This window comes from Rickettsia endosymbiont of Urophora cardui, from assembly GCF_964030725.1.
Classification (GTDB): domain Bacteria; phylum Pseudomonadota; class Alphaproteobacteria; order Rickettsiales; family Rickettsiaceae; genus Rickettsia.
Window position 1 is genome coordinate 303,264 of sequence record NZ_CAXIPY010000006.1, and the last position, 16,367, is coordinate 319,630.

Consider the following 16,367-nt stretch of genomic DNA (forward strand, 5'->3'; position numbering starts at 1 on the left):
AACCCTGAGAGATTAACCTATAACAATAAATAATTTGTATTATACTCTTTTTATATCTGCACCGCAATTATTTAATTTCTTCTCTAAATTCTGAAAACCACGATCTAAATGATATATTCTGTGCAATACTGTTTCGCTGTTAGTACTCAAACCTGCTAATATCAACGATACTGAAGCTCTAAGGTCACTTGCCATAACTTCTGCACCTTTTAAGCCTTTAACACCTTGTACTATTGCTTGATTACCTCGCACTGTTATATCCGCACCCATTCTACATAATTCAGGCACGTGCATAAAACGATTCTCAAAAATATTTTCGGTAATTATTGAAGAACCGTGGCTAATAGTCATAAGACTCATAAATTGTGCTTGTAAATCGGTAGCAAAGCCCGGATATGGATTAGTTTCTAAATTTATAGCATTTAACTTATCTGCATCAGTTACCTGCACTCCATTATCTATAGGCATAACTTTTATACCTGTTTCAATGAGTTTTAAAGCGATATTTTCTATGATATGATAATCAATGCCGTAAAGTTTTAAATCACCTTTAGTAATAGCTGCGGCAAACATATAAGTCCCTGCCTCTATACGATCAGGTAGAACTCTGTAACTTGCTTCGCTTAAAGAATCTTTGCCGTTTATCCTTATTTCGCTAGTACCGATTCCGGAAATATCTGCACCCATCTTATTAAGACAGTTACATAAATCCACTATTTCAGGCTCTCTAGCACAGTTAAATAGCAATGTTTCACCATCTGCGAGAACTGCTGCAAGTACGGCATTGATAGTAGCTCCAACCGAAATTTTATCAAAAATGAAATGAGTACCTTTTAAACGCCCTACCGTTGAAGCGTTAATATAACCATCTTCAATTGTAATTTCAGCTCCCATAGCCTTTAAAACTGCAATATGCAAATCTACTTGTCTTGCTCCAATTGCACACCCCCCAGGTAGAGATACTTTTGCTTTACCATAACGGCTAAGCAGAGGACCAAGCACCCAAATAGATGCTCTCATCTTACGAACTATCTCATAATCTGCCGTTAAATTATTGATATTTGCCGCATTAATTACTAATTCGAACTCATTTTCATGTTCTATTATTTCAATGCCTGCTCCATGACTTTTCAGCAATTCTTTCATAGTACTAACATCCGTTAATTTTGGAACATTAGTAATATGTAGTTTATCGGTCAATATAGAAGCTGCCATAATAGGAAGCACGGCGTTTTTAGCACCGCTAATATTGATAATACCTTTAAGAGGTTTACCGCCGTGAATAATTAATTTTTGCATAGATTTTTGTTATGAATTTTAGCGTCATTGCGTGGCTTGGACTTAGCGTTTGATGTCATCCCGTGGCTTGTCCACGGGATCCAGCATAAAGCGAGAAACCTGAGCTTTTTATATTTGTATTTTTTCTTTACTGGATCCCGTGGACAAGCCACGGGATGACAATGTTATACATCCAAGTTCACAACGTTTAAAGCATTCGATTGTATGAACTGCCTACGAGGTTCGACTACATCACCCATTAGCGTGGAGAATATCCCTTCAGCTTCATCGACTTCTGCTACTCTTACCTGCATTAAAGTTCTTTTTTTAGGGTCAAGGGTAGTATCCCATAACTGATCTGAATTCATTTCACCGAGTCCTTTAAAACGTTGAACACTGATGCCTTTTTTTCCGCAATCTATAATAGTATTTAGCAATATGCGAGGAGTTAAAATATCAAATTCTTGGTTTTTTACTACTAGTTTTAATTGCTTATTAAATACATCAAAAATTGTTAGAGCAAGTTTTGATATATTTATAAATTCGAATGATTCTAACTGCTCTCTTAGCAAGATTTTACGCTCTTTTAAGCCTCTACTAAAACGGAAAAATTCTATTTTATTTTCATGTTTTAAAACTTCCCAATCTGTTTTATCGGGTGATTGCTCTAAACTATTTAATGCATTTAAAGCTTTTTTAAGTCTTGAATCACTTTCATTCTCAAATATTTTATTGTTAAGTAGATCATTAATTGCCAAAATTTCAGTGATAGAGCGATTAAATTTTTTGCTAGCATGATCAAGTAAGCTATTAAACTTTATGACTTTACTCATTAGCTCTTCTAGATTTTCGTTTGCCAGCTGCTCTTTATTATCTAAAGTTAAAGTAGCATCGCTAATTACTGATTTTACTAAATAATCTTGCAGTGCTTGCTCATTTTTTAAGTAAAGCTCACTTGCTCCTTTCTTTACCTTATAAAGAGGTGGCTGTGCTATGTATAAATATCCCTTATTTATTAGCTCTGGCATATGGCGGTAAAAGAACGTAAGTAATAAAGTTCTAATATGTGACCCGTCAACATCAGCATCGGTCATAATAATAACTTTATGATATCTTAGTTTTTCAAGCGAGAATTCTTGGTTATCAACACCTGTTCCAAGAGCTGTAATTAATGTACCAATTTGATCCGAGCCAAGCATTTTATCAAACCTTGCACGTTCAACATTTAGGATTTTACCACGCAGAGGCAATATAGCTTGAATTTTGCTATCCCTACCCTGCTTTGCTGTACCACCCGCTGAGTCTCCCTCTACTATAAATAATTCAGAAACTGCCGGATCTTTGGCATGACAATCTGCAAGCTTACCTGGCAAGTTCGATACTTCTAATACTGATTTTCTTCTAGTTAATTCTCTTGCTTTTCTAGCAGCTTCACGTGCGTTAGCTGCCTCCATAATCTTGTTTATCATTAGCTTTGCATCGGCTGGATGTTCTTCAAACCACTCAAGAACTTTGGTATAAACAGCATTTTCAACAATCGGTCTTACTTCAGAACTGACCAGCTTATCTTTAGTTTGGGAGGAAAATTTAGGATCAGGCACTTTAACAGAAAGTACGCAACATAGCCCCTCCCTAGTATCTTCACCACTAAAAGCGTTTTTCGCTTTTTTATTAAGACCGATATTCTCAAGATAAGCGGTAATAACACGTGTTAACCCTGATTTAAACGCACTAAGGTGAGTTCCGCCATCACGTTGTCTAATATTATTGGTAAAGCACAATATATTCTCATGATAAGAATCATTCCAGTGCATAGCAAGCTCAAGGCTTATACCAGATTCAGTATTATCTGCATTAACTACGATACATGAATGAACAGCGTGTTTTGCACGATCTAAGTATTTTACGTAAGCTTCAATTCCGCCTGTATAATAAAATTCTACTTCTTTTACTTCTTCAAATCTATTATCTGTTAATAAAATTTTTACTCCAGAATTTAGGAAAGCAAGTTCACGAAGACGATGTTCTATTATGTTGAAATCAAATTCTATGTTAGTAAAGGTCTCTACTGATGGGAAGAAAGTAACTTCCGTACCTTTTTTATCTACATTTTCTTTAACAACTGCAAGCGGTGCTTCCGTTATCCCGTTATTAAATCTAATAAGATGTTCCGTATTATTACGCCAAATACGTAGCTCAAGCCAATCAGAAAGAGCATTTACGACCGATACACCAACGCCGTGCAAACCACCAGAAACCTTATAAGAATTCTGATCAAACTTACCACCGGCATGTAGCTGCGTCATAATTACTTCAGCTGCCGATATACCTTCTTCCTCATGAATCTCAACAGGTATACCTCGCCCGTTATCAGATACGGTTACCGAGCCATTTTGATTTAAAACGACTCTTACTAAATCACAATAACCGGCTAATGCCTCATCGATAGCATTATCGACTACCTCATAAATCATGTGATGTAAACCAGATCCGTCACCAACGTCACCGATATACATCCCTGGTCTTTTTCTTACAGCTTCAAGACCCTTTAAAACCTTAATAGAATCAGCACCATATGATGATTCATTCAACTTTTCTTCAAATTCCGACATATTATATTATTAAGATAAATAAAAAGCTAGTAGACGAAGTTTTATTTGGAAAAGAGCAAGGCGTCTTGAAGCTGATAACCGCAGCATATACTTAATACGTGAGGATTATCAGCAAAAGACAACATAGCCAATTTTTCAAATAAAACGAGTATACTTTTAATTTGTTGCTAGAGACAATAAAAATAACTATAACGGAACTTATCAGATTAGTAAATGTAAATATGATAAGATAACAATGGATAAATTGAAGCTAAAAAATATTTTTGATGTGATGGATGATTATGACGTATTTTTGTTTGATCTTTGGGGTGTAGTAGTTGAAGGCGGGCATACCTACCCTAATGTTGTACAGAATATTAATAAAATTATTGAGCAAAAAAAAGTATATTTTGTTACTAATGCTCCGAGAAATATTTTTTCTCTGCATCAGACACTTAAATCTTGGGGATTAAACGCTAAACCAGAAATGATTATTAGCTCCGGTGAAGTAGCTGTGCAGATGATTTTAAAGAGTAAAGAGCGTTTTGGTATTGAAAAGCCGATAATATATCATTTAGGTCATCTAGAAAATGATATTATAAATGGCATACAATGCCCTATCACTGATGATATCCAAAAAGCTAATATTCTCCTAATGACAATTTATAGAGATGAAAGTGAAAATTTAGATTTAAACGAATTTGATGAGCTATTTAAAATTGTCGTAGAACGCAAGATAGTCAATATTTGTGCTAATCCTGACCTTGGGATAAATCAACACGGAATTTATAGATATTGTAGTGGTTATTATGCTCAGAAAATAATACAGCTAGGCGGGAAAGTAATCTATAGCGGTAAACCTTACGAGGATATATATAGCAAAGTTTTACAAGAATGTCCTAATATACCTAAGAATCATATGTTAATGATAGGCGATACTTTTTATACTGATATACTTGCAGCTAATTGGCTTGGTATAGATTCGGGTTTAGTATTGACAGGTAATTCTAGAGATTATCACCTCGAGTTTAATAATATTGACGATAAGCTATCTAATTTAAGAAAAGTAGCTGAAAAACAATCGGTTATGCCAAGTTTTGTAGTAAGTTTGTCTTAATGACGTCATTGCAAGCGAGCAAAGCTGAGTGCGGCAATCTCGTAAAATAGTATAATACTCCTGAGATTGCCACGTCGAGGCTCTGTTTCATCAATTGTGTAAATTTCGTGAGCCATTAAATCCTACCATCAAATTTGATCATAAAATGAGCCATAGCTTCATTCCAATTGGGGATAGGCATAGACCATTTTTTGGTAATATAATCAATTGTCAGATATAAAACCTTAAATACTGCGTCATCATTTGGAAAGATGCGTTTATTCTTAGTAACTTTTCTCAATTGGCTATTCAGCGATTCTATCGCATTTGTAGTGTAAATAATCTTACGAATCTCCTTTGGATATTGCAAGAAAATTATCAAATTATCCCAATTATGATACCAAGATTTAGCTATATGCGGATATTGCTTACTCCATTTTTGATCAAATGACTCAAGAGCTAATTCTGCTTCTTTTTCAGTAGCAGAAGTATAGCTTAGTTTCAAATCCGCTGCTAATTGCTTTCTATCTTTATATAGCTAACGCGAAAAGGTTTTTACCATAGTTTTTGTATTTAGTCCGTCCGCCAAAACTCTACAAGCCTTATAGATAATATGGTTTTAAGACAAGAAGTAATACAACAATCCGTAAGAAAATGATAAAATATGGTCATAAACCTTATGGATTTCAGTCAATGCCAATAGACAACATTATCAAATCGCAAGAACAAGGGAAACTGTTTGGTTATAAATTAAAAGAAGAATTAAACCCAAATAATAAGCTATATAAATTAAGAGAATTAATAAATTGGTCTAGGCTCGAAGAGTGGTTATCAAAAAATGTTTGTATTAAGAAATTTGGTAGAAATAGAAAATGTCATAGAGTGATGCTTGGCATAACGATGCTACAAGCAATGTATAATTTTTCAGATTCATTATCAGAGGAAGAGCTAAAAGAGAATATGTATTGGCAGTATTTCTGCGGGTGGGAATATATAGAAAAAGACATAGCTATCTCGGAAACTAGTATACGACGGTTTCGTAGTGTATTAGGTGAAGCTGGATATAATGAGATATTATCGGAGTTGATCAGGGTTGGGATAAAAACTAACACAATTAAAAAAAAAGATTTGGAATTAATCATCGCTGATACGACTGTACAAATTAAGAATATCAAACACCCACACGATGTTTATTTAATGGATAAAGCTAGGCTTAGCATAGTAAAGCTTTGCAACAGTTTGGGTATACATTTGAATGAAACATACGCTAGAACCTATAAACGCGATATAGTAAAGCTATGGAAATATAAAGAACATAGTAAAGCCAAGAAGCGTTGGAAAATAATGAAGCATTTAAAAATATTACTGGGTCGTTTGATTAGAGTATGTGAGCGTGAGATCAAAAATAAGCAATTAAACTTGTCTCTCAAAAATCAAGAAGTATTGCAAAAAATAAAACAAATACATAACCAATCTGTTTTAAAAAGAGAAGCTAAAAAGCAATATAAAGAAGATAACAAAGTATTATATAGTTTTCATGCCCCTGAAGTAGAGTGTATAGGAAAGGGAAAACGCAACAAGCCATATGAGTTTGGCAATAAAGTAGCGGTAGTAGTAAGTGGTCGTAGAAATTTTGTTTTATCCGCAAAATCGTTTCATAATAATCCTTATGATGGTCATACATTGCATCAGAGCTTTGAAGCAGTAGAGAGTGTCACTGGAATCAAGATAAAGAAATCATTTGTTGATCTTGGGTATAGTGGTAGCAATGTAAAGGAGAAGAGTAAGGTATATACCCCAAAAACGCGGAAGAAGTTGTTACAAGAGGACAAGTCTATGATCAAGAGACGCAGTGCCATAGAACCAATAATAGGTCACTTAAAGCAATATGGTCGGATGGGTAGAAACTTCTTGAAAGGTATGATAGGAGATATTATCAATCCAATAATCTCTGCTATTGGTTTGAATTTACGATGCATTGCAAATCATTTACAAATCGTGTCTAACTCCACATAAATCAAAAATATCATCATGCAAAAACTAGATGAACGATAAAAAATCGTTAACAATAGCTCCATATCAAAATTAGACCAACACAGAAATGTATCAGTAAAAATTAACATAACTTATTAATTTTTATTGAAAATCTTAGCAATTTGTTGTCAAAACTCTATCCCATTACAAATGATCAGGATTTGAAGTGTTTTTGGCGGATAGACTATTTACTCACATATTCACCAGATCTAAATCCTATTAAACATTGCTGGACTAACTTTAAAAACTGTTTACATAAAATTATTGATCAATGCCTAAGTTTTTCCTAATTTGTGGTAGAAACATTTCCGTGTTAGCTATAGAAGTAATTAAAAATATAGGTAACAGAAATGCAAATAGAGAAGAATAAAAAAATAAATGAAGCAATAGATTTGCTGATAGAAGGCGGAGTAGATTTAAAAACAGTACTAAGTCAGAATGGACTAATTAAGGAATTAACCAAGGGTATTTTAGAGCGAGCACTGCATGCTGAGATGTCAGAACATTTAGGTTATAGCAAGTATGATAGAGCTGAAACTGAGAATGCGAGGAATGGTAGTTTTAGTAAGACAGGAGTTTCGCACTTAGCAAAAAGTATGTTAATCTAGAGAAAAATAGTTTTAGATAAAAATGACAAGAACAAAATGTAGCAAGGACTTATATAAATCATTTTTACAAGCAAGTAGTGTCAGATATACTAGCAAGGCATTATCTGAAGTGAGTCCAGTAGATCTATCTCACGATAGTGCAAGTCGATGGTTAAAGAGTAAGGATTTTCGTCCTAGCGAAATCTATAAGGAAGTGTCAAAATATATAGATTGGGAAGCACCGTGTTTATTAGTGGGGGATGACACCTTATTATCAAAGCAATACAGTCAGAAGATTGAGCTTGTACGTTATCAATATTCTGGAGCTGTACATGATGTTATACCTGGTATAGGAATGGTAAACTTACTACATTACAATACTAAAATTGCTCAATCTACTCCCGTAGATTATAGAATATATGATAAAGACACTGATGGTAAAACAAAGAATGAGCATTTTTGTGATATGCTTACTTTAGCTAAAGAAAGAGGTCTCAATCCTGATGCCATAGTCATGGATGCTTGGTATAGCGGGTTGGAGAATTTAAAACATATACGTAATTTAGGCTGGCTATGGGTTACCACCCTAAGGAAAAATAGAAAAGTTAATCATAATGTTAGCTTGGAAAGTTTAGAGATACCCGATGAGGGGCTAAAAATTCACCTACGTGGATACGGTTGGGTTACGGTATTTAAGTTTGTGGCAAAGAATGGTCGCATTGATTACATAACAACGAACTTGGAAAATCCCACACGTGAGCAAATAGAGAAAATTGTTAAGGCACGTTGGTCTATAGAGGTTTATCATCGAGAATTAAAACAAACTTGTGGTATTGAACGCTGTCAGGCACGCACGGGCCGAGCTCAAAGAACAGGAGTTTCGCACTTAGCAAAATTGTGTATTAGTTAGAAGCCATTTAATGTTGTTCTGAATTGATGTTTTTATAACTTCCCAAGTTTGTTGATATAAAGTAATGTTTTCATTTATCCTCCTTTTGTTCATATCAAGCCAGGCCAATACAGCAAGGCAAATATGATTTCTTTGAGCTCGACCCGTGCGTGCCTGACAGCATTCAATACCACAAGTTTGTTTCAATTCTCGATGATAAACTTCTATAGACCAACGCGCCTTAACAATTTTCTCTATTTGCTCACGTGTAGGATTCTCTAAATTAGTTGTTATGTAATCAATGCGACCATTTTTTGCCACAAACTTAAATACCGTAACCCAACCGTATCCACGTAGGTGAATTTTTAGCCCTTCATCGGGAATCTCTAAAGTTTCCAAGCTAACATTACGATTAACTTTTCTATTTTTTCTTAGGTTGGTAACCCATATCCAACCTAAATTACGTATATGTTTTAAATTATCCAAACCACTATACCAAGCATCCATAACTATAGCATCAGGCTTGATACCTCTTTCTTTAGCTAAAGTAAGCATATCACAAAAATGCTCGTTCTTTGTTTTACCATCAGTTTCTTTATCATATATTCTATAATCTACAGGAGTAGATTGATCAATTTGAGTATTGTAATGCAGTAAGTTTACCATTCCTATACCAGGTATAACATCATGTACAGCCCCAGAATATTGATAATTTACAAGCTCGATCCTCTTACTGTATTGCTTTGACAATAAGGTGTCATCTCCCACTAATAAACAAGGATCTTCCAGATCAATATATAGCTAACACGGGAAGGTTTTTACCATTGCTGCCGTTATTGCATCACGAAAATCTTTAAAGTTTTTAATAATTTTTCTCAAGTAATTTTTAAAATTAGCCCAACAGTGTTCAATAGAATTTAAATCTGGAGAATAGACCGGTAGATAAATAAGAGTACAACCCGCTTTTTCTATTAATTCCTTTACCAACGGTGACTTATGAATACTCGCATTATCCATTATTACACATTGTCCAGGTTTTAGTGATGGGCATAATAGCTCACCTACCCACTGATTAAATAATTGCTTATCAATATAACCGGAATGCTCTAACGGAGCAATTAATTCTTTGGTGCCCTTATTATAACCAGCAACTATATTTACTCGCTCAGTAGCAAAACCTGCTTGCTCTGAGTAAGCTCTTGTTCCTCTTTCTGACCATCCGTACAACATGGTTATATTATTACTTACCCCCATTTCGTCACAATACACAAGTTTATCAGATGCTATTTGATCAATATATTCCACAAATTGTTTTCTAGCTTCTTCATCCCTGCCTTTGTATTTTGGCTCTTTTTTTATATGTAATTTTCATTCTATGAAGCGTGTCATAAAATGTGCTCATTGGCAGCTCGGGCGCTACTGCATCTCTTATATCTATAGCTCGGCTATCAGGATTATTTGCTAAAAATTCAATTATATTCTCCTTATTAGTAAACCTAGCATCACGTCCACTTTGCAGATGTTGTCTTGAGCTGTAGTCTCCATTTTCTTTATAACGTCTAATCCAATTTGATATCGTATGACGCTCTATACCTAATAAGTCTGATATTGCTTTTATTCTATATTTAGAGGTTTTGTGAAGACTGATTACCCTATCTCTTAAATCCTGACTGTATGCTTTCATCTCTACCGTAGTTAAAATCATTATCTTACATTATTCTAAGGAATAATTCTAGTCGCGTTAGCTATATCATAAGAAACAACTAAAACTTTTTTAGATACCTCGTAGCTCTGCTGCGAGGAGCATCATTTAAAAATTTTTTGTCAAAACTTCAGAATTATGCAAACTCTTGAAAAATATTGTTCCGTCGACATCAAGACATAATCAGGAGTTTCGCACTTAGCAAAGTTGCGAATCAGTTAAAAGCCATCTGATATAGCTAACACGGAAATGTTTCTACCACATATTAGGAAAAACTTAGGCATTGATCAATAATTTTATGTAAACAGTTTTTAAAGTTAGTCCAGCAATGTTTAATAGGATTTAGATCTGGTGAATATGTGAGTAAATACAAAAACTATGGTAAAAACCTTTTCGCGTTAGCTATATTTTGACACTTTGCTATAGATTTCGCTAGGGCGAAAATCCTTACTCTTTAACCATCGACTTGCACTATCGTGCGATAGATCTAATGGACTTACTTCAGATAATGCTTTGCTAGTATATCTTACACTACTTGCTTGTAAGAATGATTTATATAAATCGTTGCTACATTTTGATCTTGTCATTTTTATCTAAAACTATTTTTCTCTAGATTAGCATATTATTTGCTAAGTGCGAAACTCCTGAGAAATCATATTTGCCTTGCAGTATTTGCCTGGCTTGATATGAATAAAAGGAGGATAAATGAAAACATTACTTTATATCAACAAACTTGGGAAGTGGTAAATTCCAGTATTAATTAAGCCAGATTTATATTTTCTTCCCATACCTCATTGGGTGTTTTATAACCGAGCACTTTTCTTGGTAAATTATTTAAAAAATCCTCAATTTCTTGTAATTGCTTTATTGTTAATTTTTTTATATCTAAAGATTTAGAGTATACTCTGTGCACCATTGAGTTAATCTTCTCTATCAATGGTTTTTGCCATGGAGAATAAGGATTGCAAAAATATACTTTTCGTTCAGATTTTGGCAATAGTTGTTCATGATTGGTAAATTCTTTGCCATTATCTAACGTTATGCTTTTGATTATATGCGACAATTGTTTAAGTTTTTTATTCATGTTACCAATCACATCTTGTGTTCTTTTTGAACGGTTTAAAGTGAGAAACACTTTTTGTGTTCTGATATCCACAAGAGCGCCTATATTACGACTTTGATTACCTTTGTTAAAAGTTAAATCACCTTCTAAATGACCTATTGCTGCTATCTTTCTATTTATCTCTGGTCTTTCAGTAATGGAAACTCGATTTGGTATTGTAATTCTTTTGTTTCTGATTCTTGTACCATGATGCAACCTATTTTTCCTTTTTCTTGCTAAAGATAAATATAATTTTTGCCTTTGTGCTATAGGAGATGTATAAATAAACTGGTATATACTCTCTGTAGAAATATTGACAGTATCTCGTGATAGTTTACGTCTACCTGAAATTATATCTGGTGAAATACCCTGTGTTAACTGCTTTATTATTTCTGCTCGTAAATTATTATCAATATCTAATTTTCTTTTTCTCTTACCTTGCCTTAAACTGCAAGCAAGTGTGTCAGGAGTTTCGCACTTAGCAAAATTGTGTATTAGTTAGAAGCCATTTAATGTTGTTCTGAATTGATGTTTTTATAACTTCCCAAGTTTGTTGATATAAAGTAATGTTTTCATTTATCCTCCTTTTGTTCATATCAAGCCAGGCCAATACAGCAAGGCAAATATGATTTCTTTGAGCTCGACCCGTGCGTGCCTGACAGCATTCAATACCACAAGTTTGTTTCAATTCTCGATGATAAACTTCTATAGACCAACGCGCCTTAACAATTTTCTCTATTTGCTCACGTGTAGGATTCTCTAAATTAGTTGTTATGTAATCAATGCGACCATTTTTTGCCACAAACTTAAATACCGTAACCCAACCGTATCCACGTAGGTGAATTTTTAGCCCTTCATCGGGAATCTCTAAAGTTTCCAAGCTAACATTACGATTAACTTTTCTATTTTTTCTTAGGTTGGTAACCCATATCCAACCTAAATTACGTATATGTTTTAAATTATCCAAACCACTATACCAAGCATCCATAACTATAGCATCAGGCTTGATACCTCTTTCTTTAGCTAAAGTAAGCATATCACAAAAATGCTCGTTCTTTGTTTTACCATCAGTTTCTTTATCATATATTCTATAATCTACAGGAGTAGATTGATCAATTTGAGTATTGTAATGCAGTAAGTTTACCATTCCTATACCAGGTATAACATCATGTACAGCCCCAGAATATTGATAATTTACAAGCTCGATCCTCTTACTGTATTGCTTTGACAATAAGGTGTCATCTCCCACTAATAAACAAGGATCTTCCAGATCAATATATTTTGACACTTTGCTATAGATTTCGCTAGGGCGAAAATCCTTACTCTTTAACCATCGACTTGCACTATCGTGCGATAGATCTAATGGACTTACTTCAGATAATGCTTTGCTAGTATATCTTACACTACTTGCTTGTAAGAATGATTTATATAAATCTTTGCTACATTTTGATCTTGTCATTTTTATCTAAAACTATTTTTCTCTAGATTAGCATATTATTTGCTAAGTGCGAAACTCCTGTGTGTTAGCCCTATCTGGTCTATAATTATGCCTAATTCTCTTGAGTTCATAACATATAGTGCTTTTATCACGGCCAATCTTTGTCCTATAATGGACTAATGGTATGGACCTCCTGATATAGAGAATGAAAAGCAGTTGCTAATCTTCTAGGGTTAATATTTAACATATTAAAACAACAATTAAGGAGGTCCATATGGAGGTTACTACAATTGGCTTTGTTGCATAAATAAGATTTGTAGAGCAAGAGTGGTGATAATCTGGTAAGATGTCCTGAATTAAAAATAATCCAGATTATATGAGATCTCGGAAGAAAGCCCCTTTTAGTAAATCACGCAAGTATTCTAAATATAAAATAACGAATTGGTCAGAATATAATAATTTTTTACGCAATAGGGGTCGCATAGATTTTATGATTGCCAGTGATTTGGCGATTGGCTGGTATGCTGATTACAGAGAGGAAATGAAACGAGGAAGACCTAGACGCTATAGTGATCACGCTATATTACAGTGTTTGAAGATCAGATGCTTATTCGGTCTTAAGTTACGCCAAACCCAAGGCTTTATAAACTGGCTCTTTGAAATATCGGGTTTATCTATTAGATGTCCAGACTATACAACATTAAGTAAGCGTATGAAGTCATTAGATCTTAGGTATTTACATGGAAATCAAGATAAAGAATTTAGTTGTATTTCAATGGATAGTACAGGGATACAAGCCTACACAGGGAACGAATGGCTAGAAAATAAGCATGGTAAGCAATATAAGCGTCGCATATGGAAAAAGCTACATATCGTTATAGAAGATCAAGGTATGATACTTGCCGATAGTACCACAGAGCATACTATAGATGATAGATCACAGATTGGACTACTAATAGCTAATGTCAGAGCCAAGGATTTTCTGGGAGATCGAGGGTATGACGGTGAATCTACATATCAATTGTTGAGAAAGAAGAAGATAAAACCAGTTATTAGACCCCCAAACTCTTCAGTAAAAGTTCAATCGCTTAGGGATAAAACTGAGAGAGATGCAGCTGTTATATATCAACAAAACAAAGGATACCAAGCATGGAGGGTAAAGAATAATTATGGTAGAAGGGAGCGTGTAGAGAACACGTTCTTTCGATTTAAAACTTCTTTTGGTAGTAAGTTTCTATCAAGACATGATCAAAATATGACAAAAGAAATGTCTATTAAATGCCACTTATTAAACAAAATGTTTGAAATTGGTAAACCTATCTCTGTGCCTGTTGGCTAGGCTAGCATTGCGGGGTTAGGGGCAGTATATTCAAAAGCTTATTTATGCAACAAAGCCATGGAGAATAAGAGTCTTTTGCAATGATTGTGTAAATTTTTGTTGAGCCTATATTAGAAGTAATTAAAAATATAGGTAACAGAAATGCAAATAGAGAAGAATAAAAAAATAAATGAAGCAATAGATTTGCTGATAGAAGGCGGAGTAGATTTAAAAACAGTACTAAGTCAGAATGGATTAATTAAGGAATTAACCAAGGGTATTTTAGAGCGAGCACTGCATGCTGAGATGTCAGAACATTTAGGTTATAGCAAGTATGATAGAGCTGAAACTGAGAATGCGAGGAATGGTAGTTTTAGTAAGAATCTGATTAGTGAGAATGGTACTATAGAGATAAATGTTCCAAGAGACAGACAAGGTAAATTTGAACCTATAATAGTCTCAAAGAAACAAACAAGAATAGATGGCTTAGACCAAAAGATAATATCCTTATATGCGAAGGGTATGAGTGTGTCTGATATTAAAACACAATTGCAAGAATTATATGGAGCTGAGATCAGTGAGAGCCTAATCAGCAGGATTACAGATGAAGTAATAGATGAGGTCAAGATTTGGCAGAGTAGACCTCTTGAATCAGTATACCCTATAGTATATTTTGACTGTTTAGTAGTGAAAGTAAGACAAGATAAACTTATTATTAATAAATCAGTATATGTAGCTTTAGGAATAGATTTATCTGGCAGAAAGGATATTTTAGGCTTATGGATAAGTGAGAATGAAGGAGCTAAATTTTGGCTTGGTAATTTTACTGAAATGAAGAATCGAGGAGTAAAAGATATCTTAATTGCTTGTAGTGATAATCTAACTGGTATGTCTGATGCTATTGCATCAGTATATCCGAAAACTGAACATCAAATTTGTATTGTCCATCAGATCAGGAATAGCCTCAAATATGTATCATATAAAGATAGAAAGCAATTAGCAGCGGATTTGAAACTAATCTATACTTCTGCTACTGAAAAAGAAGCAGAATTAGCTCTTGAGTCATTTGATCAAAAATGGAGTAAGCAATATCCGCATATAGCTAAATCTTGGTATAATAATTGGGATAATTTGATAATTTTCTTGCAATATCCAAAGGAGATTCGTAAGATTATTTACACTACAAATGCGATAGAATCGCTGAATAGCCAATTGAGAAAAGTTACTAAGAATAAACGCATCTTTCCAAATGATGACGCAGTATTTAAAGTTTTATATCTGACAATTGATTATATTACCAAAAAATGGTCTATGCCTATCCCCAATTGGAATGAAGCTATGGCTCATTTTATGATCAAATTTGATGGTAGAATTTAATGGTTCACGAAATTTACACAATTGATGAGACAGAGCCCACAATTTTGCTAAGTGCGAAACTCCTGTCTGCTTCTTTTTCAGTAGTAGAAGTATAGATTAGTTTCAAATCCGCTGCTAATTGCTTTCTATCTTTATATGATACATATTTGAGGCTATTCCTGATCTGATGGACAATACAAATTTGATGTTCAGTTTTCGGATATACTGATGCAATAGCATCAGACATACCAGTTAGATTATCACTACAAGCAATTAAGATATCTTTTACTCCTCGATTCTTCATTTCAGTAAAATTACCAAGCCAAAATTTAGCTCCTTCATTCTCACTTATCCATAAGCCTAAAATATCCTTTCTGCCAGATAAATCTATTCCTAAAGCTACATATACTGATTTATTAATAATAAGTTTATCTTGTCTTACTTTCACTACTAAACAGTCAAAATATACTATAGGGTATACTGATTCAAGAGGTCTACTCTGCCAAATCTTGACCTCATCTATTACTTCATCTGTAATCCTGCTGATTAGGCTCTCACTGATCTCAGCTCCATATAATTCTTGCAATTGTGTTTTAATATCAGACACACTCATACCCTTCGCATATAAGGATATTATCTTTTGGTCTAAGCCATCTATTCTTGTTTGTTTCTTTGAGACTATTATAGGTTCAAATTTACCTTGTCTGTCTCTTGGAACATTTAGCTCTATAGTACCATTCTCACTAATCAGATTCTTACTAAAACTACCATTCCTCGCATTCTCAGTTTCAGCTCTATCATACTTGCTATAACCTAAATGTTCTGACATCTCAGCATGCAGTGCTCGCTCTAAAATACCCTTGGTTAATTCCTTAATTAATCCATTCTGACTTAGTACTGTTTTTAAATCTACTCCACCTTCTATCAGCAAATCTATTGCTTCATTTATTTTTTTATTCTTCTCTATTTGCATTTC

The 16,367-nt window shown here is 34.0% G+C and carries 9 protein-coding genes and 8 pseudogenes; 7 read left to right on the forward strand and 10 right to left on the reverse strand.

From position 1 onward, the window contains the following. Positions 1-39: 39 nt before the first annotated feature. Both murA and gyrB read right to left on the reverse strand, forming a co-directional pair. Positions 40-1,299 carry a UDP-N-acetylglucosamine 1-carboxyvinyltransferase gene (gene murA / locus AAHI98_RS09315; protein WP_342225721.1) on the reverse strand — a complete coding sequence of 420 codons (1,260 nt, stop codon included), beginning with the start codon at positions 1,297-1,299 and terminating at the stop codon, positions 40-42. Positions 1,300-1,463: 164 nt separating this feature from the next. Beyond that, entirely contained in the window at positions 1,464-3,890 is a 2,427-nt protein-coding gene (gene gyrB / locus AAHI98_RS09320) for a DNA topoisomerase (ATP-hydrolyzing) subunit B (RefSeq protein WP_342225722.1), read from the reverse strand. A gap of 235 nt (positions 3,891-4,125) precedes the next feature. On the opposite strand from gyrB, the gene AAHI98_RS09325 reads away from it, so the two are divergent. Continuing rightward, on the forward strand, positions 4,126-4,986 hold the full coding sequence (locus tag AAHI98_RS09325; protein WP_342225723.1) for a TIGR01459 family HAD-type hydrolase: 861 nt from the start codon (positions 4,126-4,128) through the stop codon (positions 4,984-4,986). A gap of 115 nt (positions 4,987-5,101) precedes the next feature. Here the strand turns inward: AAHI98_RS09325 and AAHI98_RS09330 are convergent. Next, positions 5,102-5,500, reverse strand: a pseudogene (locus AAHI98_RS09330) (transposase); the annotation flags it as partial. 119 nt (positions 5,501-5,619) lie between these two features. On the opposite strand from AAHI98_RS09330, the gene AAHI98_RS09335 reads away from it, so the two are divergent. The 3 genes and pseudogenes from AAHI98_RS09335 to AAHI98_RS09345 all read left to right on the forward strand — a co-directional run. After that, positions 5,620-6,981, forward strand: coding sequence for an IS5 family transposase (locus tag AAHI98_RS09335; protein ID WP_342224717.1), 1,362 nt, complete (start codon positions 5,620-5,622; stop codon positions 6,979-6,981). 368 nt (positions 6,982-7,349) lie between these two features. Next, positions 7,350-7,580: pseudogene (locus AAHI98_RS09340) on the forward strand (transposase); the annotation flags it as partial. A 49-nt stretch (positions 7,581-7,629) separates the two neighbouring features. Continuing rightward, positions 7,630-8,466: pseudogene (locus AAHI98_RS09345) on the forward strand (IS701 family transposase); the annotation flags it as partial. Positions 8,467-8,472: 6 nt separating this feature from the next. On the opposite strand, the pseudogene AAHI98_RS09350 reads toward AAHI98_RS09345, so the two are convergent. The 4 genes and pseudogenes from AAHI98_RS09350 to AAHI98_RS09365 all read right to left on the reverse strand — a co-directional run. Next, positions 8,473-9,273, reverse strand: a pseudogene (locus AAHI98_RS09350) (IS701 family transposase); the annotation flags it as partial. Positions 9,274-9,276: 3 nt separating this feature from the next. Next, complete coding sequence (locus AAHI98_RS09355; protein WP_342224695.1) at positions 9,277-9,780, reverse strand: IS630 family transposase; 504 nt, start codon at positions 9,778-9,780, stop codon at positions 9,277-9,279. A 19-nt stretch (positions 9,781-9,799) separates the two neighbouring features. After that, positions 9,800-10,180, reverse strand: a complete 381-nt coding sequence (locus AAHI98_RS09360; RefSeq protein WP_342224696.1) for an IS630 transposase-related protein — start codon at positions 10,178-10,180, stop codon at positions 9,800-9,802. Between the two features lie 401 nt (positions 10,181-10,581). Further along, positions 10,582-10,764 (reverse strand): annotated as a pseudogene (locus tag AAHI98_RS09365) (IS701 family transposase); the annotation flags it as partial. A 60-nt stretch (positions 10,765-10,824) separates the two neighbouring features. On the opposite strand from AAHI98_RS09365, the pseudogene AAHI98_RS09370 reads away from it, so the two are divergent. Continuing rightward, positions 10,825-10,941: pseudogene (locus AAHI98_RS09370) on the forward strand (IS701 family transposase); the annotation flags it as partial. On the opposite strand, the pseudogene AAHI98_RS09375 reads toward AAHI98_RS09370, so the two are convergent. After that, positions 10,938-11,744: pseudogene (locus tag AAHI98_RS09375) on the reverse strand (IS30 family transposase); the annotation flags it as partial. The pseudogenes AAHI98_RS09370 and AAHI98_RS09375 sit on opposite strands and share 4 nt — an antisense overlap. A 13-nt stretch (positions 11,745-11,757) precedes the next feature. After that, a complete protein-coding gene (locus AAHI98_RS09380) occupies positions 11,758-12,738 on the reverse strand; it encodes an IS701 family transposase (RefSeq protein WP_342224656.1) in 981 nt (326 codons plus the stop codon). Between the two features lie 355 nt (positions 12,739-13,093). On the opposite strand from AAHI98_RS09380, the gene AAHI98_RS09385 reads away from it, so the two are divergent. Both AAHI98_RS09385 and AAHI98_RS09390 read left to right on the forward strand, forming a co-directional pair. Continuing rightward, positions 13,094-14,056, forward strand: coding sequence for an IS5 family transposase (locus AAHI98_RS09385; RefSeq protein WP_342224734.1), 963 nt, complete (start codon positions 13,094-13,096; stop codon positions 14,054-14,056). A 141-nt stretch (positions 14,057-14,197) separates the two neighbouring features. Next, positions 14,198-15,412: an IS256 family transposase gene (locus AAHI98_RS09390; protein ID WP_342224684.1), complete on the forward strand. Its 1,215-nt coding sequence runs from the start codon at positions 14,198-14,200 to the stop codon at positions 15,410-15,412. 64 nt (positions 15,413-15,476) lie between these two features. Here the strand turns inward: AAHI98_RS09390 and AAHI98_RS09395 are convergent. Then, a pseudogene (locus AAHI98_RS09395) lies at positions 15,477-16,364 on the reverse strand (IS256 family transposase); the annotation flags it as partial. Between the last annotated feature and the right edge of the window lie 3 nt (positions 16,365-16,367).

Coding starts and splice junctions, on each gene's coding strand:
- murA (WP_342225721.1), bottom strand. CDS start 1,299: ATGCAAAAATTAATTATTCACGGCGGTAAACCTCTTAAAGGTATTATC.
- gyrB (WP_342225722.1), bottom strand. CDS start 3,890: ATGTCGGAATTTGAAGAAAAGTTGAATGAATCATCATATGGTGCTGAT.
- AAHI98_RS09325 (WP_342225723.1), top strand. CDS start 4,126: ATGGATAAATTGAAGCTAAAAAATATTTTTGATGTGATGGATGATTAT.
- AAHI98_RS09335 (WP_342224717.1), top strand. CDS start 5,620: ATGATAAAATATGGTCATAAACCTTATGGATTTCAGTCAATGCCAATA.
- AAHI98_RS09360 (WP_342224696.1), bottom strand. CDS start 10,180: ATGATTTTAACTACGGTAGAGATGAAAGCATACAGTCAGGATTTAAGA.
- AAHI98_RS09380 (WP_342224656.1), bottom strand. CDS start 12,738: ATGACAAGATCAAAATGTAGCAAAGATTTATATAAATCATTCTTACAA.
- AAHI98_RS09385 (WP_342224734.1), top strand. CDS start 13,094: ATGAGATCTCGGAAGAAAGCCCCTTTTAGTAAATCACGCAAGTATTCT.
- AAHI98_RS09390 (WP_342224684.1), top strand. CDS start 14,198: ATGCAAATAGAGAAGAATAAAAAAATAAATGAAGCAATAGATTTGCTG.